The sequence below is a fragment of the Actinomadura sp. WMMA1423 genome (assembly GCF_006547145.1).
Lineage (GTDB): Bacteria > Actinomycetota > Actinomycetes > Streptosporangiales > Streptosporangiaceae > Spirillospora.
Window position 1 is genome coordinate 9279473 of record NZ_CP041244.1, and the last position, 20650, is coordinate 9300122.

The window sequence follows — 20650 nt, forward strand, 5'->3', positions numbered from 1 at the left end:
ACGTGTCGGGCGCACCGGGGAGGTCGCAGAACGATCGCGCCCGTGCGATCGAGGACTTCGCCGCGGAGCTGCGGGCACTGCGCGCCTCGGTGGGCACGCCGTCGTTCCGCGAGATGGCGGGCCGGTCGCGGGCGATCTCGCACACGACCCTGCACGAGGCCGCCCAGGGGAACCGGCTTCCCAGCTGGGCGACGACGGGCGAGTTCGTCAAGGCATGCGGCGCCGATCCGGAGGTCTACCGCGAGCGCTGGACGGCCGCGAACCGGCTGGTCCGCGCGGCGGGCGCCGCCGGGCAGGCGCCGCCGTCCGCCGACGCGGCGCCGAACGATCCGGTCGCTCCGCGCGACGTCGTCGAGGCGGGGCCGGCCACCGAGAAGACCGTGCCGACCGGGCCGACGGCGGGCGCCCGACGCGCACGGGACCGGGGCCCGCAGCCTGAGGACGAGCGGCGCCGGGGCGGCGAGCTGGTGCGACTTCCCGGCAGCGCCGCCGTCCCGTACGTGGTCGAGCCCGGGCGCGCGCGACGGTTAGCGCGGTCGCGCCGCAGGTACGCCGCGCTGGGAGTCCTGGCCGCCGTCGTCGCCGCGGCCGCCTTGATCGGGGACTCCCTGATCCCGGACGCCACCGGCAACACCGTCGTCCGCCGGCCGACCTCCGCCAGTCCGCCGGTCGCCCCGTCCGACTGCCCCGTGCGCCAGCGGAACCCGCCGCCCAGGGCCCCCGCCCACGAAGGCGACCAGGCGGTGTTCATGGCGGACGTCACCCTGCCCGACTGTTCCCGCGTCGTCCGCGGTGCCAGGGCGGAGAAGGTGTGGCGGTTCAGGAACGGCGGCACCGTCGCGTGGCGGGGCTACTCCCTGCACCGCGTCGACCTGCCGCAGAGCCGCGGCCAGTGCCAGACGATCGTGGACGTCCCGATCCCGGAGACACCGCCCGGCGGCGTCGTCGACATCCGGACCCAGGTGACCGCGCCACCCGGCCCGGCCTTCTGTTTCGTGCGTTTCAAGATGCTCGACGGCAATGGCGCGGTGGCATTCCCTGGCAACCGGCCGGTGAACTTCCAGCTGATAGTGAAATAACCGTCGGCAATGGCGTGGATTTCGCATGTCGGCTACCGGGGGAGCGCGCCGGTGGCGTGACGGGCGTCAGGGCTTGTGCCCGACGCCCCCGACGCTCCAGATCGGCCGGGACGTCTCGAGGGTCTCGTGCTCGGGGCGCCACAGGGGCAGGTAGACGATGCCGGGCTCGATCAGGTCCCAGCCGGAGAACAGCCGCTCCACCTCCGCCCGGGTCCGGACGTTGGACCGGGGCGTGCCGCGGATCGCGTGGGTCTGCTGCTGGTAGAGGAAGGCGAGCCGCGCCGTGACCTCCGGGCACAGGTCGCTGACCGGATGCGAGATCGCCATGTAGCTGCCCGGGGCCGTCAGTTCGCCCAGCCGCCTGACGCACTGCGCCACCTCGTCGTCGTCGGGGATCGTGTAGAGGACGTGGAAGAACAGCAGGGCCGTCGGCTGGTCGAGGTCGATCAGGCGGCGCAGGGCGGGATCGCCGGCGATCGCCTCGGCATCGCGCATGTCGGCCTCGACGACCGCGGTGCGGGGATCCCGGCCCAGCAGCGCCTGGGCGTGGACGCGGACCACGGGGTCGTTGTCGACGTAGACGACCCGGCAGTCCGGCGCCACCGCCTGGGCGATCTGGTGCACGCTCCCCTGCGTCGGGAGGCCGGTCCCGAGGTCCAGGAACTGGCGGATCCCCGCGCCCGCGAGGAACCGCACGACGCGGTCGAGGAACTTGCGGCCCTCCCGCGCGAGGACGGGCAGTTCCGGTGCCAGTTCGATCGCCTGGAGCGCCGCCTCCCGGTCCGCGGCGTAGTTGTCCTTGCCGCCGAGGAAGTAGTCGTGCATCCGGCTCTCGTTGGGCGCCGTCGGATCGAAGGCCTGCGGCTCGTGCCCCGCGGGGAAGGGCATGGGCTGCTCCAATCAGCTGACATCCGAGCGGTGACGCGCGGCCACCGGGGAATCGCCCAGTATGGCACGCTACTTTCCGGTATGCCCGCCCTACTCAAGGTAGGGCCGCACGCATTTCGATCTTCAAGGTCGCGGCCGCGCGGAGGGCCTCCAGACCGCACGCGATGGGCGGCTGCGCCTCGCTGCCCCGGCGGACGATCGCGATGATGCGCCGGGACGGCACGGCCGGCCCCGCAGCGGCACCCGGACGACGGCGTCGTCCGGTGGCAGCGGCGCCAGCCGGGGGACCAGGCCGACGCCGAACCCGCGGGCGACGAGGGCCGAGACGGCGAACCACTCGTTGGCCTCGTGGGCGACGGGCGGCGTTAATCCGGCGGCGGCGCAGGCGGCGAGCATGAGCTGGTCCTGGTCGAGACGGTCCGGTGAGGCGATCCAGGGCTCGGCCGCCGGGTCGGCGAGCCGGGCCGCCCCGCGCGCGGCGAGCGGATGCCCGGCCGGGACGAGCAGGTCCTGCGGCGCGTCGAGCACCGGCCACTGCGCGAACCGCGCGTCGACGGGAGCCGGAGTCCGCTCGGTGGGGATGACCACGGCGATGTCGCAGTGCCGGGCGAGGAGCAGGTGGGCGGCGTCCTCGCTCTCCTTCTCGCTCATGTGCACGGGCCCGCTCCCACTGCGCGGCCAGGACGTCGGCGTGCCGCAGCACCCGTCGCCCCACGTTCGCGGCCCTCGTCCTGCTGCTCGTCCAGCGCCCCGGCCCTCCGCCCCGGGAGTCGGCGGCCCTCGTCGCGGCGCTCGGAGCGGCGATCGCCGGGATGCACCTCATCTACCCGGCGATGGCGCGGCTGCCGGTCGGGGTGGCGTCCACACTGCAGTTCCTCGGGCCGCTCACGCTGGCGCTCGTGAGGGCGCGCGGCCCGGCCGACCTGCCGTGGGCCCGCCCTCGCGGCCACCGGGGTGCTCCTGCTCCACAGCCCCTCCGGCTCGGCGATGCCGGCCGCCGGGGGTCCTGCTCGCGCCGGCCTCCGGCGCCTGCATGGCCGCCTACCTCGTCCTGAACGAGCCCGCCGGGGCGCTGGACGGTGCCCCGGCTGGCCTGGGCCGTGGCGTTCGCGGCGCTGCTCGCCATGCCCTTCGCGACGCCCGCGTCCGGGACGCCGCCGCGACCGGAGGTGCTGCTCGCGGGCCTCGGACTCGCGCTGCTGTCCGCCGTCGTCCCCTGGTCGCTGGACATGGCGGCGCTGCGCAGGCTGCCCGCGCGCACGGTCGCCGTGATGGTCAGCCTCGAACCGGCCGCCGGGGCGTTCGCCGGGCTCCTGCTCCTGGACGAGCGCCTGACATGGTGCGCCTGGCTCGCCGTCGCCCGCGTCTCCGCGGCGGCGTCCGGCGCGGCCGTCGGAGAAAAAGTTGATCTTGATTTGGGGTCGTCCGTAAGGTCGTTGGTGATCAAGGAGAGCCTCGCGGCCTCTCCAGGACAGGAGGGCAAGTGAAGCAGCGGATGGGCCGGATCCTGGCCACCGGGCTGGCGGCGACGTCGCTGGCGGGTCTCGGGACGCTGGCGCTGGCGGGACCCGCGAACGCGACCGACACGCGGTGCGCGTCGAGTTCCAAGGAGTATCCGACCAACGGCTTCAACGCCGACGTCACGGTCAAGCTCTGCATCTACCGCAACTGGGGCGGCTCGGGAGGCAGTGACAGCTACAAGTGGGCGACCGCCGAGGTCAGCTGGGGCGACTCGGGGTCGGGCAAGTTCGAGAACTTCGACGTCCAGGTGCGGATCGAGCAGAACGACGCCGACGTCAAGACCAGGACCTGCGACTTCACCTCGGCGATCAACGGCAGCTCCTCCGGCTCGCGCACCTGCCGGCTGCCGAGTTCCGCCTCCTACGTGAACATCAGCGGCAACAGCGCCGACGGGCACGTCGTCGCCAACGTCAACGACGACGGCGACGGGAACAAGACCTGGGGCCTTCAGGGCACCCCCAAGCTCTGAGCTGTGTTGACTCAGTCCCGGCCCACTTCGCTCGCCTGGCGGCTCGCTGCGTGACCGTGCCTGGGCGAACGCGGCATCGCTTCGCGATCTGCCCGGTTTCGCTCGCCTCCGGCGTCGCTTCACCGGGCAGGTCACGCGTTCGCGTGCGTGGCCGAGGCCACTTCGAGACAGTCCCCTAGCCGCGGCGGCAGGCCTTGTCCGGTTCGCCGGACGGGCCTCTCGCCGGCCCTGGCTCCCGGGCGGCGGCCGCGGCGCGGCGGAGGCCCGCAGCCCCGTCCGGGCCGCCGGACCGAATCGTGATCGGTCATTGGTGTGGACCGGTCCGGTGGGGCGATTGCAGACCGTAGGGTGGCGTGTGAAGATCAGCACGGGGCGGGTCGTCGAGGGAGGCGCGGTGGCAGGCGAGCGGCTTCGGCCAGGCGGATTCGACCCGAGCGTTCCGAACATCGCTCGCATGTACGACTACTACCTCGGCGGCAAGGACCACTACGAGGCCGACCGCCTCCGCGCCGAGGAGGCCAAGGCCGCCGACCCGACCCTGACCACCCTGATCAAGGAGAACCGGGCGTTCATGGGCCGCGCCGTCCGGTACATGGCCGAGCAGGGGATCGACCAGTTCCTCGACATCGGCACCGGGCTGCCCACCCAGCAGAACGTCCACCAGATCGCGCAGTCGGTGAACCCCGCCGCCCGCGTCGCCTACGTCGACTACGACGGCCAGGTCGTCGCGCACGGCCGGGCGATCCTCGCCGACTCGCCGGGAACCCGGATGGTCCAGGCCGACATCCGCCGGCCCCGCGAGATCCTGGAGCACCCGGAGATCTCCCGGCTGCTGGACCTCGGGAAGCCGGTCGCGCTGCTGACGATCGCGACCCTGCACTTCATCCCCGACGAGGACGACCCGCCCGGCGTCATGGCCGAGCTGCGCGACGCGCTCGCCCCGGGCAGCCATATGGCGATCACCCACGCCTCGGCCGACGGCGTGCCCGACATCGTCGCGAAGGTCGTGGAGGTCTACAAGCGGACGAACGCGCCCGGGACGCCGCGAACTCTCGAACAGGTCACGGGCCTGTTCGGCGACTTCGAGCTGGTCGACCCCGGCATCGTCTGGGCGCCGCTGTGGCGGCCCGAGCGTCCGGTCACGCTCGAGGAGGCCCTGCCGATCTGGTTCTACGCCGGAGTCGGCCGCAAGCTCTGAGGTGTGTGCACGACCGCTCCCTGATGAGATGCCACCGGGACGAGGGAAGGCGACATGCGGGCAGTGACGGTCGGAGGGGCGCTCGAGGCCGCGGCGGCGCGGGACGGGGCGTTCCTCCACGAAGGCGACGACACCATCACGTTCACCGGGTTCGACGAGCTGGCCGACCGGGTCGCGGCCGGCCTGCTGGCCCGCGGCATCGGCCGGGGCGACCGGATCGGCCTCCTCGGCCCCAACACCTCCGAGTGGCTCGCGGCGTTCTTCGGGGCGGCCAGGATCGGCGCGGTCGTCGTCCCGCTCAACGTCCGCTACCGGGAGCGGGAACTGTCCCACATGCTCGGCCAGAGCGGCGCCCGGATGGTGATCAGCGTCGAGTCGGTGCCCGGCTTCGACTTCGCGGCGTACTTCGAGTCGGCCGGGCTCCCCGCCGTGCACTTCGGTGCGGGCTTCGACGCCCTGGCCACGGACCCGGCCCCGGAGTCCCTCTCCGCGGCCCGCGCCGGTGTGGGCCCGGAGGATCCGTTGATGATCCTCTACACCTCCGGGACCACGGGACGTCCGAAGGGCGCGGTCATCACCCACCGCGGCGTCCTGGCCTCGGCCTCGGCGCAGGCCGAGCACTTCGGGATGAGGGGCGACGACGTCCTGCTCGGCCACCTCCCGTTCAACCACGTCGGCGGCATCACCTGCACGATCATGGCGGCGCTGGTCAGCGGGGGCTCGGTCGCGCTCCTGCCCGCGTTCTCGCCGGACGCCGCGCTGCGCGCGATCGAACGCCACCGGGTGACGTTCCTCGGGGCCGTCCCGACGATGTACGTGCTGATGCTCGGCCGGCCCGACTTCGCCGAGCACGACGTGTCGTCCGTGCGGTTGTGCATGGCGGGCGGCTCCAACGTGGAACCCGCGCTCGCCGACGCGATCCGGCGCGCATTCCCCGGCGCGCCCCTCTACGGGCTGTACGGGCTGTCGGAGTCCTCCGGCGCCTGCGTGCTGTCCCCGATGGACGACGACCCCGAGACGGTCTCCCGGACCCTCGGTGCGATCATCGGCGACTTCGAGGCGCGGGTGACGGGGCCCGACGGCACCGTCCTGCCCGCGGGCGAGACGGGCGAGCTCCAGATCCGCGGCGCCTGCGTCGCCGCCGGATACTGGGACATGCCGGACGAGACCGCCGAGGTCTTCCTCCGGGGCGGCTGGCTCGCCACGGGGGACATGGTCGCCATGGAGCCCGACGGGCACCTGGTCCTCCGCGGGCGCAAGAAGGAGATGTACATCCAGGGCGGCTTCAACGTCTACCCGGTCGAGGTCGAGAACGTCCTGACCACCCACCCGAAGGTCGCGATGGCCGCCGGTATCGGCGTCCCGGACGAGGTCCTCGGCGAGGTCGGGCGCTTCTACGTCGTCCCCCGCCCGGACGCCGAGCCGCCCACCGCCGACGAGCTGGCCGCCTACTGCCGCGACCGCCTGGCCGACTACAAGGTCCCGCGCCAGTTCGTCATCACCGGCGACGTTCCGCTGACCCCGGTGGGCAAGATCCACAAAGCCCTCCTCAAGGAGGGCGACCGCCCCGTCTCGACGTGACTCCGGGCGCCGGGGAGGGGCACGGCCTCCCCGGCCGCCGGATCACTGGGAGACCGCGTGGACGGCGATGATGGTCTCGGCGAGCTCCTCCGACGCGGTCGCGCTGACCAGCCTCCACCGCGCCGCGCCGGGGACGAGGGCCCACCACTCCTTGGTGTGGGCGCCCCACCAGCAGATGACCCCGAAGCGGGCGTGGAGGTCGGCGATCGTCCGCGTCCGGGACGGATCGGGGTCGGGCGGTGGCGCCGGGAGCACGGGACGCGCCGGACGACCGGCCGTGCTCGGACCCGTATGGCCGGGTACCGCATGACTTGGCGCCGTGCGGCCGGGCGCCGTGCAGCCGACCACCGTGCGGCTCGACACCGTACGGCCGGCCGCCGTGGCGCCGCGCGGCGTGCGCCGGGCCCAGGCGCCGCGCGCGGCCGTCACGAACGGCGTGAGGATCCGGGTGACCTGCCCGGCCGCGCGGGCCGGATCCGTGTGCGGGCCCAGATCCTCGCCGGCGCTCGACCGGTACCGCCAGAGATCCGGCGCCGCCCCGGGGACGAGCATGATGCTCTCGCCGAAGCCCGGGACGGCCGGGTCGAAGACGCGCAGGAGCGGACAGGGCCCCTCGTAGCGCGGTACGGCCGCCCACCCCTGCCGGACGACTTCCTGCGCGAGTCGGTCAAGATGGTCTGTTATGGAGGTTGTCGAGGCGTCGGTGTGGAGATTCTTCGGTTCGATCCACCCCATTACCGGCGCCCCCACTTACCGGGCACGTGCGCAGGCCGGCAGGCCGCCCGACTGAGCTCGTTGGTGAGCGCCTTGCGGAGTTCGTCCGCGCTGTTGCATATAACGGTCGGGTCAATGCCGGCCTTTGGGTCGTGCAGCGTGGCGACCCAGTCGCCGAGCTTTCCGTCGTAGCGCGTCGCGCGCCAGATCCGGTGGCCTTGGAAGTCCTCGCGGAGACGGGCTAACGCCTGGTCAGCGGGGTTGACGGGCGTGTCCATGATCAGTTCTGGCTTCCGTTGGTGGTGGCTCTGCGTTACCGGTCCCAATCTTCCCGTGACCGGGTCGTCTTTTGGAAGAGGGGGGAGCCCAACAGATGGAAAGCTCTCGGCGGCGTTAGAAACCACTTCGCTTTCGGGCCCCCCGGGTTTCCCGTCCCCGCCGGCGCGCAGCGCGGGCGTTCCACGACCTCTCGACTGCTTTGGCGGGTAACGCCTGTTTGCCGAACCGACCTCATCGCGTCTCCTTCCCTTCTGTGCAATCCGGAGTAACCGGACAATTTCGTTCGGGCTCGGCATGCCGAGGATCACTTCCCGAGGATCGGCCGAGCGGGACCGGCTCGGGCAGATCCACGACGGAACGCTTCCTCCGCTCCTGCGGCAGACCGCCGTCGCTGCCATGAACCAGGGAACGCGAGACCGCGCGGAATGGAAAATCATCGGCCACAATCGGTCATTCTCCCGCTACATGGCGGAACATTACGGTCATTCCCATTCCGGCCGTGCAACTTGCGCGGCAAATGTTGGTGCCACGGTCGCTGATAATGAAACCGGGCCGTACCGGTGTCCTGTCTCTAGTCGCGACGAATGGGGCATCAATAGAGTGCCGCATATTCCCGTTCGAGTCGGTGCCACTCGGGGTGCGGGCTTTCGCGGCGGTCGCCCTGTTCATGGAGAAGTGCGGGAGGCGAATGCCGCGAGTGCGAAACCGGAGCGAATCCGGTGGCGTGTGGTTGAACGGCCCTGAAGGGGCGATGTCGATGCCGCCGGCGGTGCGGGTGGTGGAACGGCCTCCGGGCGAGGCGTCCCGCACTGGTGGCCGGTGGGCATGGCCCTTGGTGCGGCGCCGACGCTTCACCTCGGGGGTGCCGGAGGCGGCAGCGTGATGCTGAAGGGCTTGGGCTCGGCGGTCGGCAGGGGGGCTGACGTGCGCGGACGGGGGACGTTGCATGTTCATGCAGAAGCGTGCATACTTGTGCTCATGTCCAAAGTGCTGACCTCCCTGCCCGTCGGTGAGCGCGTCGGGATCGCCTTCTCCGGCGGTCTCGACACTTCGGTGGCCGTCGCGTGGATGCGCGACAAGGGCGCGGTTCCGTGCGCCTACACCGCCGACATCGGGCAGTACGACGAGCCCGACATCGCCTCGGTGCCCGGCCGCGCCGCCAAGTACGGGGCGGAGGTCGCGCGCCTGGTCGACTGCCGGGCCGCCCTCGTGGAGGAGGGGCTCGCCGCGCTGGCGTGCGGCGCGTTCCACATCCGGTCCGGCGGCCGCAGCTACTTCAACACCACCCCGCTCGGGCGCGCCGTCACGGGGACCCTCCTGGTCCGCGCGATGCTGGAGGACGACGTCCAGATCTGGGGCGACGGCTCGACGTTCAAGGGCAACGACATCGAGCGGTTCTACCGCTACGGGCTGCTGGCCAACCCGTCACTGCAGGTCTACAAGCCCTGGCTCGACGCCGACTTCGTCACCGAGCTCGGCGGCCGCACGGAGATGTCGGAGTGGCTGCTCGTCCGCGGGCTGCCCTACCGGGACAGCACGGAGAAGGCCTACTCCACCGACGCCAACATCTGGGGCGCGACCCACGAGGCCAAGGCGCTGGAGCACCTCGACGCCGGCATCGAGACGGTCGAGCCGATCATGGGCGTGCGGTTCTGGGACCCCGCTGTGGAGATCCCCGCCGAGGACGTCACGATCGGCTTCGCGCAGGGCCGCCCGGTGACGATCAACGGCAAGGAGTTCGGGTCGGCCGTCGACCTGGTGCTGGAGGCCAACGCCATCGGCGGGCGGCACGGCCTCGGCATGTCCGACCAGATCGAGAACCGCGTCATCGAGGCCAAGAGCCGCGGCATCTACGAGGCGCCCGGCATGGCGCTGCTGCACGCGGCCTACGAGCGGCTCGTGAACGCGATCCACAACGAGGACACCCTCGCCACCTACCACAGCGAGGGGCGGCGGCTCGGCCGGCTCATGTACGAGGGGCGCTGGCTCGACCCGCAGGCGCTGATGCTCCGCGAGTCCCTCCAGCGGTGGGTCGGGACGGCGGTCACGGGCGAGGTCACCCTGCGGCTGCGGCGCGGCGAGGACTACTCCGTCCTCGACACCTCCGGTCCGGCGTTCAGCTACCACCCCGACAAGCTGTCCATGGAGCGCACCGAGGACTCCGCCTTCGGCCCCCTGGACCGGATCGGCCAGCTGACCATGCGCAACCTCGACATCGCCGACTCCCGCGCCAAGCTGGAGCAGTACGCGGGGCTCGGCATGGTCGGCAGCTCGCACCCGGCCCTGATCGGCGCCGCGCAGGCGGCCTCCACCGGGCTGATCGGCGCGATGCCGGCGGGCGGCGCCGAGATGATCGCGTCCCGCGGCAAGGACTCCGGGGACGCCGAGTTCCTGGACCGCGCCGCCATGGAATCCGGCACCGACTGAGCCTTTTCCACCGGCTCGGCGTCCGACCGGCTGAGCCCGCCCCCGGCCGGGTCGGGGTCCACCCGGCCGGGCTAGGGGGTCTCCTCCTCGACGGGCGGGAGGGGGGTCTCCTTCTCCGGCGGCCCGACGAAGCTGTGCAGCGCCGCGGCGACCACGGCCCCCACCAGCGGGGCGACGATGAACAGCCACACCTGCGACAGGGCCGTCCCGCCCACGACCACGGCGGGGCCGAGGCTGCGGGCCGGGTTGACCGAGGTCCCCGTGATCGGGATGCCGACGAGGTGGACGGTCGAGAGGGCGAGGCCGATGCCCACCCCGGCGACGGACGGGATGGCCGCCGTGCTCGTCATGGACAGCACGATGAACACGAACAGCGCGGTCAGCACGACCTCCGTGAGGAACGCGCCGCCCATGTCGATGCGGATGAGGCTGGCGGCGCCCCACCCGTCCGCGCCGAGGCCGGTCACGGAGCGGTCGTAGAGCGGTGAGGCCGAGAAGGTCGCCCAGAGCAGCAGCGCGCCCAGGATGCCGCCGGCGAACTGGGCGATCCAGTAGCCGACGGCGTCCATCGGCTGGATCCGGCGGGCGAGCAGCACGCCCAGCGTGACGGCCGGGTTGACGTGGCACCCGGAGATCGGCCCGATCGCGTAGACGAGGACCAGGAGCACCAGGCCGAAGGCGAGCGCCGTCGCGACGACGCCCGCCGACAGGCTCCGGCCGGCGACGCCGAACCCGAACGACAGGGTCGCCACGCCCACCGCGAAGTAGACCAGGAGCAGCGTGCCGACGAGCTCCGCCGCGATCCTCCGGAACACGGTCTCCCCTTCCCCCGAGGTCTGATGCCGTCGACCTACCCCCGGGGGCGCTGAAGATCGTCTCGCGGTGGTCGCCGTGACCCAGAAATGGGGGCCGCTTGGGGAACGGATCAGGCGTGCTGCGCCAGTCTCGTCCAGCCCTCGTCCCACAGGTCCTGGCGGCGGCGGTCGCAGCGGCGGCGGACGAGGAGGTAGACGGCCAGCAGGGGGACCCCGGCCGTGGCGGCGGCCGCCGCGGCGGCCACGGCGGTGGTGGCGACGGTGGCGGCGTGGGTCTGCGGACGCTGGACCGGGTTGCCCGCGGCGTCCACCCAGATGCGCTGCCCCATGCCCGACCGGACGGACTTGTCGGCCGGGACCACGGTGGTCCGCGTCCGGCCGTCCACGGACGTCCAGGCCAGCTCGGCGTAGGTGTGGTGCACACCGGGCCCGCCCTGGGAGTCGGTATGGATGATCTGTGCCGTGATGCGGTGGACGTTCTGGTGCTCGGCCCGGACGCCGCTGCGGTAGGCGTCGGCGGCCAGGAGCACGCACGCGGGCGGGGCGAGCACCGTGAACAGCAGTGCGGCGACGACGCCGACCGCCCGCTGGCGGCGGTCGACCCCCCGTCGCAGCTCGTTGTGGTCGAAGCCGAAACGGCGGCGAACCCGTCCAAGCCTTTTCATTTCCTCCTCCTTCGCCCGTGACAGTAATCGCTCCCGGGAGCGGTCGGGCACGCGCCTTTCCAGGTGTGCATGGTGGGGCTTTTGGGGCGGGATAAGGCGGTGCTCCCATGGTGTGCGCGATGGTGCTCTTCAGGTGGGTAGGAGCGAGCTCTTCAGGTGAGCGCGGTCGAGCGCGCACACTGGCAGGAGGAGGGCAGGCACATGGAGGGCGCGCAAAGGAACGAGCAGGCGCACGTCCTGTTCGGTTACGACGGGACGGCGGAGAACGACACGGCGCTGCGCTGGGCGATCGAGGAGGCCCGGTTGCGCGGCATCGACCTGGTGATGTGCCACTGCTGGCACTGGCCCTACCCGGAGGGCCACGAGGACCCGCGCGCCGAGGCGGTCATGATGCGGGCGGGGGAGAACCTGCTCGAGCGCGGCAAGCGGCGGGCCCGCGAGCTGGGGGCGACCGGCACGGTTCACGGCCGGCTGCTGCGCGGCCCGGCCCGGCAGGCGCTGCTGCGCGAGTCCCGTGAGGCGGAGCTGACCGTGATCGGTGCGCCGGAGCGGCTGGAGGAGGGCGCGGGCGTGCTGGACCTCGCGGCGGGCGCGTCCCGCCCCGTGGTCGTCGTCAAGGACGGGGAGGGCCCGCGCCGGGTCGTGGCGGGCGCCGACGGGTCGGCGTGGTGCGACGAGGCGCTGGGCTTCGCCGCCGCCGAGGCGGCGCTGCGCGGCTGGGAGCTGCGCGTGCTGTACGCGTGCTGGGAGCCCGCCGCGGTCGACGCGGCCGAGCTCGCGCTGTTCCACGACAGGGAGCTGCTGGAGAAGACCCGCACCGCGGAGCTGGAGGCGGCCGTCGCGCCGTGGCGCGAGCGGTACCCGGAGCTCGACATCCGGGTCTCGCTGCTGCTGGAGCCGCCCATGCGGGCGCTGTTCGACGCCGCGGACGAGGCCGGGCTGCTGGTGCTGGGCGACCGCGGCGCCGGGCTCGCCCCGCTCGGCTCGACCAGCACGGCGATCCTCCGGGAGGCCCGCCGGGCCGTCGCGATCGTCCCCGCGCGGCACGACTGAGCCCCGGCCCCGCGTCAGCGGTCGGCGACGAGGGCCTCGGTCGCGTGCAGGGCGGGGTCGGCCGGCAGGTCGGGGTCGAGGATCAGCTGGAGCATCAGGCCGTCCAGCACGGCGGTGAAGAGCATGGCGGTGCCCTCGCGGCGCTCGGCGGGCCAGCCGGGGCGCAGGTGCTCCAGCCGCCCGGCGACGCGGGCCCGCACGTCCCGCGCCCAGTCCCGCCGCTCGGCGCCCATCCGCGGGTCGCGCAGCGCCCGGACCAGCAGTTCGGCGGCGAGCCTGAGGTTGCGCTCCCCGGCCAGCATGGCGAGGACGCGCTCGCGCAGCACCCGCAGCGCGGCGGCCGCGTCCGGCGCCGCGACCAGCGCGTCCACCACCGGATCGATGATCGTTTCGCTGGCCCGCTGCGCGACGGCGACGTGCAGGCCCGGCAGCCCGTTGAAGTAGTGGTGGAGCAGGCCCGGCCGGATCCGGGCCCGGTCGGCCACGGCCCGGGCCGTGAGCGCGGCCCAGCCGCCCTCGGCCAGCAGATCGAGACCGATCCCCACGAGCTGCTCCCGGCGTGCCAGGCCTCGGGGGGTCGACGCGCGGGGCTCCTCATGGGTCATCACGCCACGCTATCCCAACGCTTGCACCGTGCAACCGATCGAGATCGGCGCGGGCCCCGGTTCCCCGAGGGCTGACGGGGTAGGGGCGGCTGCATGATCGATGCGGTGCTCTTCGACGTCGACGGCACATTGGTCGACACCAACTACCTGCACGCCACGACGTGGTGGCAGGCTTTCCTCCAGCACGGGCACACCGTTCCCATGGCGGACGTGCACCGGGCGATCGGCATGGGCTCGGACAAGCTGCTCGACCACCTGCTGCCGGGCGACCGGGACCGGGACGCCGACGACGGCATCCGCACCGCGCACACGGCCCTGTACGCGCAGTACTGGTCGCGGGTGCGGGCGTTCGACGGCGCCGCCGACCTGCTGCGGGCCTGCTCCGGGAAGGGGAGCCGCGTCGTGCTCGCCAGCTCCGCCGCCACCCCCGAGCTGAAGGCGCTGCGGGCGGCGCTGGACGCCGACGACGCGATCGACGAGGCCACCTCCGGCTCGGAGGTGGACGCGACCAAGCCCGCGCCCGACCTCGTCCAGCTCGCCCTGGAACGGGCCGGTGTGCCCGCGGACAGGGCCGTGTTCGTCGGCGACACCCGCTGGGACGTCGAGGCCGCCCAGCGCGCGGGGATGCCGTGCGTGGGCGTGCTCACCGGCGGGTGGAGCCGCGCCGAGCTGGAGGAGGCGGGCGCGGCGGCCGTCTACGACGACCCCCGCGCCCTCCTGGACGACCTGGACGGCAGCCCGCTCGCGCCCTGATCCGAGCGGGCGCTAGGACTTGCGGTCGCGCTCGGCGGCGAGCTGGAGCGCCACGTCGATGATCATGTCCTCCTGGCCGCCCACGTAGCCGGCCTCGCCGACCTTCTGCAGGATCTCGTGGGCCGGGACGCCGTAGCGCTCGGCGGCCCGCTCGGCGTGCAGCAGGAAGCTGGAGTACACGCCCGCGTACCCCTGCGTGATCGCGCCGCGGTCGGCGAACGGGAGCCGGTGCAGGAACGGCTTCACCACGTCGTCGGCCGCCGCCATCGCGCCCTGCACGTCCACGCCGGTCGGGACGCCGAGCCGCTCGAACGTCGCGACCAGCACCTCGGTGGGGGAGTTGCCCGCCCCCGCGCCGAGCGCGCACAGCGCCCCGTCGATCTGCCGGGCGCCGTTCTGCTGCGCCAGGACGGAGTTGGCGACGCCGAGCGAGAGGTTCTGGTGGCCGTGGAAGCCGACCTGCGCCTCGTGCCCGATCTCCTTGACCAGCGCGCTGATCCGCTCCTGCGCCTCGCCGAGGACGAGGGCGCCGGCCGAGTCGACGACGTAGACGCACTGCGCGCCGCCGTCCACCATGATCCGGGCCTGCCGCGCCAGCTCCTGCGGGCCCACCCGGTGCGACAGCATGAGGAACCCGACGGTCTCCATGCCGAGGTCGCGCGCGGCGGCGAAGTGCTGCAGCGACACGTCCGCCTCGGTGCAGTGCGTCGCGACCCGGGCGACGGACGCGCCCGCGTCGTGCGCCATCCTCAGGTCGTTGACGGTGCCGAGGCCCGGCAGCAGGAGCACGGCGATCTTGGCCCGGGTCGCCTCGTCCACGGCGGCGGCGACGAGCTTGACGTCGTCCTCCAGCGAGAAGCCGTAGTTGAAGGACGACCCGCCTAGGCCGTCGCCGTGGGTGACCTCGATGACCTCGACCCCGGCGTCGTCCAGGGCGTGCACGACGCCGCGGACCTGCTCCTCGGTGAAGCGGTGCGCCATCGCGTGGCTGCCGTCCCGCAGCGTGGAGTCGGTGATCCGGATCTTCTCGGTGACGTCGCTCATGCCTGCTCCCTGCGGGGGGGCGACCCCCCGCACCCCCCGGTTCGCTTCGCTCATTTTGAGGCCTTCCTGCGCGCGAGCTGCTCGCCCACCCGGGCTGCGGCCGCGGTCATGATGTCGAGGTTGCCTGCCCACGGCGGCAGGTGGTCGCCGTTGCCCCGGACCTCCAGGAACACCGCGACGCGGGCCATCCCGTTCCAGATGTCGCGGGGCTCGTCGAACTGCGGCTCGACGCGCAGCGTGTAGCCGGGCACGTAGGTGGCGACCTCCGCGACCATCTTCTCGATCGACTCCGCGACGGCCCGGGTGTCGGCGTCGGACGGGATCGCGCAGAACACCGTGTCCCGCATGATCATCGGTGGGTCCACCGGGTTCAGGATGATGATCGCCTTGCCCCGCCCGGCGCCGCCGACCTGCTCGATCGCGCGGGCCGTGGTCTCGGTGAACTCGTCGATGTTCGCCCGGGTGCCGGGCCCGGCCGACCGGGACGCGATCGACGCGACGATCTCCGCGTACGGCACCGGGACCACCGAGGAGACCGCGTGCACGATCGGGATCGTCGCCTGCCCGCCGCAGGTGATCATGTTGAGGTTGGGGGCGTCCGACAGCGAGTCCAGGTTCACCGGCGGGCACACGAGGGGGCCCGTCGCGGCCGGCGTCAGGTCGATCGCCGTGATCCCCGCCTCCTCGTAGCGGGGCGCGTTGGCCAGGTGCGCCTTCGCCGACGTCGCCTCGAAGACGATGTCGGGCAGCGTGGGCTGCTTCAGCAGCCAGTCCACGCCCTCGGCCGACGCGGGGACGCCCATCTTGCGGGCGCGCTCCAGGCCGTCGGACTCGGGCACCACCCCGACCATCGAGTGGACGTCGATCAGCTCGCTGCGCTTCAGCTTGACCAGCAGGTCGGTGCCGATGTTGCCGGGCCCGACGATCGCCGCCGTGAGCTTGCTCATGCCTTCTCTCTGCGAGGGGGCGACCCCCCGCGCCCCCCGGTTCGCTTCGCTCATGTCAGCTCCTCCTTTCCGAACCGGGCGGTAACGGACCCGATCCCGGCGAACGTCGCCGTCAGGGTCTCCCCGGGCGCGACCGGCACGGCCGCGGTGATCGAGCCGGGCAGCACCACGTGCCCCGCCTCCAGGCTCACGCCGCGCTCGCCGAGGACGTTGGCCAGCCAGACCAGCGCGTTGATCGGCGATCCGAGCACGGCGCCGCCCGCGCCGGTGTCGATCAGGTCGCCGTCGCGGCGCAGCAGGCAGCCCATCAGCGACAGGTCCTGGTCGTCCAGCCGGACCGGCCGCGTGCCGAGCACGACGCCGCCGCTGGAGGCGTTGTCCGCGATCGTGTCCGGGAGGGTGATCTTCCAGTCCGCGATGCGGGAGTCGATGACCTCGAGCGCGGGCAGCACGTACTCGACGGCCGCGACGGCGTCGGCCGCGGTGGCGCCGGGCCCCGCCAGCGGGCGGCCCAGCACGAACGCGATCTCCGGTTCGATCCGGGGCTGCAGGAACCGGCCGGTGTCGATCGGGGCGCTCTCCGGCAGGAACATCGTGTCCAGCAGGACGCCGAAGTCCGGCTGGTCCACGCCCATCTGGCGCTGCATCGCGGCCGAGGTCAGCCCGACCTTGTGGCCCTTGATCCGCGCGCCGGCGGCCTTCCACGCCTCGACCTGGGCGAGCTGGACCGCGTAGGCGTCGACCACCGACATGTCCGGATGGTCCTTCGTCAGCGGCGAGATGGGAGTGCCGGTGGCGTACGCGTCGAGCAGCGCGGCCGCGGCCTTCTCCACGGAACCCGGGTCCATGGGGCCGTCCTTTCGTCGTATGGGCAGGCCGAGCCTCTCCCGCCGGGGGCACCGCGGGCAACGCGCCCGTCCCGCGTGGTGGGACACTTCTTCCATGCCGACCGACCGACCCGCCCCGGCGACCCCGCCCGGCGAGGGCTTCCTGCGCCGCGTCGTCGCGGTGCTGTCGGCGTTCCGGCCGGAGGACGACGGCCTCGGCGCCGCCGAGCTGGCCCGCCGCAGCGGCCTGCCGAGGTCGACCGCGCACCGCATCGCCCTCGACCTGGTGGACGCCGGGCTGCTGGAGCGCCGGGGCACGCGGGTGCGGCTCGGGCTGCGGCTCTTCGAGATCGGGCAGCGGGTGCCGCGCCAGCGCGTGCTCCGGGACGCCGCCGTCCCGTACATGTCGGACCTGCGGGAGGCCACCCGGCAGACCGTCCATCTCGCGGTGCTGGAAGGCCGCGAGGTCGTCTACGTGGAGATCCTCGGCTCCCCCGGCGCTCCGCGGCTCCCCTCGCAGGTGGGCGGGCGGCTGCCCGCGCACGTGACCGGGGTCGGCAAGGCGATCCTCGCGTTCTCCCCGCCGGAGGCGGTGAAGCGGGTCCTGGAGTCCGATCTGGTCAAGGCCAGCGAGCGCAGCGTGACCGCGCCGGGGCTGCTCGCCCGGGAGCTGGAGGCGATCCGGCGCGAGGGCGTCGCCTACGACCGGGAGGAGTCGGGCCGCGGGATCGTCTGCGCCGCCAGCCCCGTCCTCGGCCCGGACGGCCTCGCCCTCGGCGCCCTCTCGGTGTCGGGCTGGGCGACCCGGATGCGGCTCGCCGCGGTCGCCCCCGCCGTCCACACCGCCGCGCTCACCCTGTCGCGCACCCTCGGCGGCTAGCCGCGCCGAGCGGTCAGGGTTCGGGCAGGCGGCGGGCGAGGAGCTGGGCGAGGTGCTCGCCGTCGCGGTCCGCCAGCTCGCGCAGCTGCGTGCGGCAGCTGAACCCGTCGGCGAGGACGACGCCGCCGTCCCCGGTCTCGCGGACGGCCGGGAGCAGCTGCTGCTCGGCCACGGCCACCGACACCTCGTGGTGGCCCCTCTCGACGCCGAAGTTCCCGGCCAGCCCGCAGCAGCTTCCGAGCCGCCGGACGTCGGCGCCCGCCTCCCTCAGCAGGTCGGCGTCCTTCGCCCAGCCCATGACGGCGTGGTGGTGGCAGTGCGGCTGCGCGATCCCGGTGACGCCGGACAGGTCGGGCGGCGTCCAGTCCGGGGTCTCGGCGAGCAGTTCGGCCAGGGTGCGGGTCGCGGCGGCCACCTCGCGCGCGGCGGCCGCGTCCACCCCCCGCAGCAGCTCCTCGGCGTCGGATCGCAGCACCCCCGTGCAGGACGGCTCCATGCCGACGACCCTGGCGCCGCGCCGCACGTGAGGGAGCAGCGCCCGCACCGTGCGCCGAGCCTGCGCCCGCGCCCCGTCCAGCTGCCCCGTCGAGATCCATGTGATCCCGCAGCACACGGGCCGCTCCGTCACCGTCACCCGGTAGCCGGCGTGCTCCAGCACCCGCACGGTCGCCCGGCCGACCTCGGGGGAGAAGGCGTCGGTGAAGCTGTCCACGAACAGGACGACGTCGCCGTGGCGCCCTTCGGGGCTGCGATGGGAGGCGAACCAGCGCCGGAACGTCACGGGCGCGAACGCGGGGAGCGTCCGCCGCCGGTCGATGCCGGCGCCCCAGGCGAGCAGCGGCCTCAGCGCGCGCGACCGCAGCGCCGCGTTGACCGCCTTGATCGTCGCGGGCGCCCGGGCGGCGAGCCGCGTCCAGCGGGGGAGCATGCCGAGCGCGTAGTGGGAGCGCGGCCGGATCCGCCTCCGGTACCGCCGGTGCAGCGCCTCCGCCTTGTAGGAGGCCATGTCGACGCCGGTCGGGCAGTCGGACGCGCAGCCCTTGCACGACAGGCACAGGTCGAGGACGTCGTGCAGGGCCTCGGAACGCCAGCCGTCCGGGCCGAGCTTGCCGCTGACGACCTCCTGGAGGACCCGGGCCCGCCCGCGCGTGGAGTCCTTCTCCTCCCGCGTCGCGAGGTAGGACGGGCACATCACGCCGCCCGCGCCGGTGTTGTCGGCGCGGCACTTGCCCACGCCGGTGCAGCGGTGCACGGCCCGGGACAGGTCGCCGCGGTCGTCGCGGTAGGCGAGGCCGAGCCCCCGGTTCAGCGGGATCGTCTGCACGGCGCGCAGGTCGCCGTCCACGGCCGCCGGACGGACGACGATGCCGGGGTTGAGCACGTCGTCCGGATCGAAGACGTCCTTGACCGCCGAGCACAGCGCCAGCGCCTCGGCCGAGTACATGTGCGGCAGCAGTTCGCTGCGCGCCCGCCCGTCGCCGTGCTCGCCGGACATGGTGCCGCCGTGCCGGGCCGCCAGCACGGCCGCGTCGTTCAGGAAGTCCCGGAAGACGCGCGTGCCACCGGCCCGCCCGAACGGGAAGTCGATCCGGACGTGGATGCACCCGTCGCCGAAGTGCCCGTACGGGACGCCGAACAGCCCGTAGCCGGCCAGCAGCGCCTCGAACTCCCGCAGGTACGCGCCGAGCCGCTCGGGCGGGACGGCCGCGTCCTCCCACCCGGCGTGGGCCTGCTCGCCGGCGGGGGTGCGCGCGACGAGCCCGGAGCCGTCCTCGCGGATCCTCCACAGCGCGTCGGCCAGCGCCATGTCCTCGACGAGCGCCGAGTCTGCGCAGCCGGACGCGGCGACGAGCTCGCGGGCCGCGGAGCGCAGCGCCCCGGGCTCGGGACCGGCCAGTTCGACCAGCAGCCACCCCGAGCCGGACGGCAACGGCGGCACCGCGCCGGCGCCCCGCCGCTCCCGCACGACGTTCACGATCCGCGAGTCCAGGCCCTCGCACGCGACCGGACCGTGCGGCAGGATCGCCGGGACGGCGTCGGCCGCCTCGGCCATCGACCCGTACCCGAGCACCGCGAGCACCCGGTGCGCCGGCTCACGGACCATCCGCACCCGCGCCGCGAGCGTCAGCGCGAGCGTCCCCTCGCTGCCCACGAGCGCGCGGGCGACGTCGAACCCCTTCTCCGGCAGGAGGTGCTCCAGCGAGTATCCGGAGACCTGCCGCCCGAACCGCCCGAACTCCGTCCGCACGAGGGCCAGGTTCTGGCCCACCAAGCCCCGCAGCCGCTCCAGCAGCACGCTGTCCGCGCGCGCCCCCGGCACGTCGCCGAGCCGGAGCCGCTCTCCGGATCCGGTGACGACGTCGAGGCCGAGCACGTTGTCGCTCGTCCGCCCGTAGCCGAGCGCCCGCGAGCCGCACGCGTTGTTGCCGATCATCCCGCCGAGCGTGGCGCGCGTCCGGGTCGAGGGATCGGGCCCGAACCGGAGCCCGTGCCCGGCCGCCACCCGGTGCAGGCGCGCCTGGACGATGCCGGGCTCGACCAGCGCCGTCCCCGCCTCGGGGTCGATCTCCAGCACCCGGTTCAGGTGCCGGCTCACGTCGACGACCACCCCGGGCCCGACCGCGTTCCCCGCGATGGACGTCCCGGCCCCCCGCATCGTGAGCGGCACCCCGGCGTCGCGGCACACCGCGAGCACGGCCGGCAGCTCGCCGGCGTCACGGGGCGTCACCACGACCCGCGGCGGCACCCGGTACAGCGAGGCGTCCGAGGAGTACATGGAGCGCGCGAGCGGAGAGCCGTCGACCCCGCCGACCCCGGCGGCCCGCAGCGCCTCGACCAGTTCCCCGTGCTCACGATGGTCGGTCACGGTCCCCACGGTAGGTCATCGGAGGCGCCGCCCGTCGCG

At 73.5% G+C, this 20650-nt stretch carries 20 protein-coding genes; 9 read left to right on the forward strand and 11 right to left on the reverse strand.

Going from position 1 to position 20650, the window contains the following annotated elements; genetic code table 11:
- Positions 1–2: 2 nt before the first annotated feature.
- Positions 3–1079, forward strand: coding sequence for an NBR1-Ig-like domain-containing protein (locus FKD65_RS42750; RefSeq protein ID WP_141585861.1), 1077 nt, complete (start codon positions 3–5; stop codon positions 1077–1079).
- A 66-nt stretch (positions 1080–1145) separates the two neighbouring features.
- On the opposite strand, the gene FKD65_RS42755 is transcribed toward FKD65_RS42750, so the two are convergent.
- Together FKD65_RS42755 and FKD65_RS42760 are read right to left on the reverse strand one after the other, a co-directional pair.
- On the reverse strand, positions 1146–1967 hold the full coding sequence (locus tag FKD65_RS42755; protein WP_141585863.1) for an SAM-dependent methyltransferase: 822 nt from the start codon (positions 1965–1967) through the stop codon (positions 1146–1148).
- Positions 1968–2090: 123 nt separating this feature from the next.
- Positions 2091–2618, reverse strand: a complete 528-nt coding sequence (locus tag FKD65_RS42760; protein WP_205718476.1) for a LysR substrate-binding domain-containing protein — start codon at positions 2616–2618, stop codon at positions 2091–2093.
- Positions 2619–3046: 428 nt separating this feature from the next.
- On the opposite strand from FKD65_RS42760, the gene FKD65_RS45230 reads away from it, so the two are divergent.
- The 4 genes from FKD65_RS45230 (at position 3047) to FKD65_RS42780 (ending at position 6736) form a co-directional block, all read left to right on the forward strand.
- Positions 3047–3454, forward strand: coding sequence for an EamA family transporter (locus FKD65_RS45230; protein ID WP_205718477.1), 408 nt, complete (start codon positions 3047–3049; stop codon positions 3452–3454).
- Positions 3451–3957 carry a hypothetical protein gene (locus FKD65_RS42770; RefSeq protein ID WP_141585865.1) on the forward strand — a complete coding sequence of 169 codons (507 nt, stop codon included), beginning with the start codon at positions 3451–3453 and terminating at the stop codon, positions 3955–3957. Before FKD65_RS45230 ends, FKD65_RS42770 begins: the two co-directional genes overlap by 4 nt.
- Positions 3958–4312: 355 nt before the next feature.
- On the forward strand, positions 4313–5155 hold the full coding sequence (locus tag FKD65_RS42775; RefSeq protein WP_240809872.1) for an SAM-dependent methyltransferase: 843 nt from the start codon (positions 4313–4315) through the stop codon (positions 5153–5155).
- A gap of 54 nt (positions 5156–5209) precedes the next feature.
- A complete protein-coding gene (locus FKD65_RS42780) occupies positions 5210–6736 on the forward strand; it encodes a class I adenylate-forming enzyme family protein (protein WP_141585867.1) in 1527 nt (508 codons plus the stop codon).
- 42 nt (positions 6737–6778) lie between these two features.
- Here FKD65_RS42780 and FKD65_RS42785 read toward each other — a convergent pair whose 3' ends face one another.
- Both FKD65_RS42785 and FKD65_RS42790 read right to left on the reverse strand, forming a co-directional pair.
- Positions 6779–7471: a hypothetical protein gene (locus tag FKD65_RS42785; protein WP_141585869.1), complete on the reverse strand. Its 693-nt coding sequence runs from the start codon at positions 7469–7471 to the stop codon at positions 6779–6781.
- Positions 7471–7728, reverse strand: coding sequence for a hypothetical protein (locus FKD65_RS42790; RefSeq protein ID WP_141585871.1), 258 nt, complete (start codon positions 7726–7728; stop codon positions 7471–7473). Before FKD65_RS42790 ends, FKD65_RS42785 begins: the two co-directional genes overlap by 1 nt.
- A 979-nt stretch (positions 7729–8707) precedes the next feature.
- On the opposite strand from FKD65_RS42790, the gene argG reads away from it, so the two are divergent.
- Complete coding sequence (gene argG, locus FKD65_RS42795) at positions 8708–10156, forward strand: argininosuccinate synthase (protein WP_141585874.1); 1449 nt, start codon at positions 8708–8710, stop codon at positions 10154–10156.
- A gap of 71 nt (positions 10157–10227) precedes the next feature.
- On the opposite strand, the gene FKD65_RS42800 is transcribed toward argG, so the two are convergent.
- Both FKD65_RS42800 and FKD65_RS42805 read right to left on the reverse strand, forming a co-directional pair.
- On the reverse strand, positions 10228–10971 hold the full coding sequence (locus FKD65_RS42800; RefSeq protein WP_141585876.1) for an aquaporin: 744 nt from the start codon (positions 10969–10971) through the stop codon (positions 10228–10230).
- 110 nt (positions 10972–11081) lie between these two features.
- On the reverse strand, positions 11082–11636 hold the full coding sequence (locus FKD65_RS42805; RefSeq protein ID WP_141585878.1) for a hypothetical protein: 555 nt from the start codon (positions 11634–11636) through the stop codon (positions 11082–11084).
- Positions 11637–11792: 156 nt separating this feature from the next.
- Here FKD65_RS42805 and FKD65_RS42810 point away from each other — a divergent pair, with 156 nt between their 5' ends.
- Positions 11793–12689 (forward strand): universal stress protein, encoded by an 897-nt coding sequence (locus FKD65_RS42810; RefSeq protein ID WP_240809873.1) that lies wholly within the window; start codon positions 11793–11795, stop codon positions 12687–12689.
- 14 nt (positions 12690–12703) lie between these two features.
- Here the strand turns inward: FKD65_RS42810 and FKD65_RS42815 are convergent, their stop codons facing one another.
- Positions 12704–13294 (reverse strand): TetR/AcrR family transcriptional regulator, encoded by a 591-nt coding sequence (locus FKD65_RS42815; protein WP_205718478.1) that lies wholly within the window; start codon positions 13292–13294, stop codon positions 12704–12706.
- 93 nt (positions 13295–13387) lie between these two features.
- On the opposite strand from FKD65_RS42815, the gene FKD65_RS42820 reads away from it, so the two are divergent.
- Positions 13388–14047, forward strand: a complete 660-nt coding sequence (locus FKD65_RS42820; protein ID WP_141585880.1) for an HAD family hydrolase — start codon at positions 13388–13390, stop codon at positions 14045–14047.
- Between the two features lie 12 nt (positions 14048–14059).
- Here FKD65_RS42820 and dmpG read toward each other — a convergent pair whose 3' ends face one another.
- The 3 genes from dmpG to FKD65_RS42835 are packed head-to-tail and all read right to left on the reverse strand — an operon-like array spanning position 14060 to position 16886.
- Complete coding sequence (dmpG, locus tag FKD65_RS42825) at positions 14060–15091, reverse strand: 4-hydroxy-2-oxovalerate aldolase (RefSeq protein WP_141585882.1); 1032 nt, start codon at positions 15089–15091, stop codon at positions 14060–14062.
- Positions 15092–15141: 50 nt separating this feature from the next.
- Complete coding sequence (locus FKD65_RS42830) at positions 15142–16038, reverse strand: acetaldehyde dehydrogenase (acetylating) (protein ID WP_141587428.1); 897 nt, start codon at positions 16036–16038, stop codon at positions 15142–15144.
- A gap of 50 nt (positions 16039–16088) precedes the next feature.
- Entirely contained in the window at positions 16089–16886 is a 798-nt protein-coding gene (locus FKD65_RS42835; protein ID WP_141585884.1) for a 2-keto-4-pentenoate hydratase, read from the reverse strand.
- Positions 16887–16980: 94 nt separating this feature from the next.
- Here FKD65_RS42835 and FKD65_RS42840 point away from each other — a divergent pair, with 94 nt between their 5' ends.
- Positions 16981–17745, forward strand: coding sequence for an IclR family transcriptional regulator (locus tag FKD65_RS42840; RefSeq protein ID WP_141585886.1), 765 nt, complete (start codon positions 16981–16983; stop codon positions 17743–17745).
- 13 nt (positions 17746–17758) lie between these two features.
- Here the strand turns inward: FKD65_RS42840 and FKD65_RS42845 are convergent, their stop codons facing one another.
- A complete protein-coding gene (locus tag FKD65_RS42845; RefSeq protein ID WP_240809874.1) occupies positions 17759–20611 on the reverse strand; it encodes an FAD-binding and (Fe-S)-binding domain-containing protein in 2853 nt (950 codons plus the stop codon).
- Positions 20612–20650: the final 39 nt, after the last annotated feature.

Bases quoted from the DNA above. Each gene is read 5' to 3' on its own strand.
- FKD65_RS42755 (WP_141585863.1), bottom strand. From the start codon at position 1,967: ATGCCCTTCCCCGCGGGGCACGAGCCGCAGGCCTTCGATCCGACGGCG.
- FKD65_RS42760 (WP_205718476.1), bottom strand. From the start codon at position 2,618: ATGAGCGAGAAGGAGAGCGAGGACGCCGCCCACCTGCTCCTCGCCCGG.
- FKD65_RS42780 (WP_141585867.1), top strand. From the start codon at position 5,210: ATGCGGGCAGTGACGGTCGGAGGGGCGCTCGAGGCCGCGGCGGCGCGG.
- FKD65_RS42785 (WP_141585869.1), bottom strand. From the start codon at position 7,471: ATGGGGTGGATCGAACCGAAGAATCTCCACACCGACGCCTCGACAACC.
- FKD65_RS42790 (WP_141585871.1), bottom strand. From the start codon at position 7,728: ATGGACACGCCCGTCAACCCCGCTGACCAGGCGTTAGCCCGTCTCCGC.
- argG (WP_141585874.1), top strand. From the start codon at position 8,708: ATGTCCAAAGTGCTGACCTCCCTGCCCGTCGGTGAGCGCGTCGGGATC.
- FKD65_RS42805 (WP_141585878.1), bottom strand. From the start codon at position 11,636: ATGAAAAGGCTTGGACGGGTTCGCCGCCGTTTCGGCTTCGACCACAAC.
- FKD65_RS42815 (WP_205718478.1), bottom strand. From the start codon at position 13,294: ATGACCCATGAGGAGCCCCGCGCGTCGACCCCCCGAGGCCTGGCACGC.
- FKD65_RS42820 (WP_141585880.1), top strand. From the start codon at position 13,388: ATGATCGATGCGGTGCTCTTCGACGTCGACGGCACATTGGTCGACACC.
- dmpG (WP_141585882.1), bottom strand. From the start codon at position 15,091: ATGAGCGACGTCACCGAGAAGATCCGGATCACCGACTCCACGCTGCGG.
- FKD65_RS42830 (WP_141587428.1), bottom strand. From the start codon at position 16,038: ATGAGCAAGCTCACGGCGGCGATCGTCGGGCCCGGCAACATCGGCACC.
- FKD65_RS42835 (WP_141585884.1), bottom strand. From the start codon at position 16,886: ATGGACCCGGGTTCCGTGGAGAAGGCCGCGGCCGCGCTGCTCGACGCG.
- FKD65_RS42840 (WP_141585886.1), top strand. From the start codon at position 16,981: ATGCCGACCGACCGACCCGCCCCGGCGACCCCGCCCGGCGAGGGCTTC.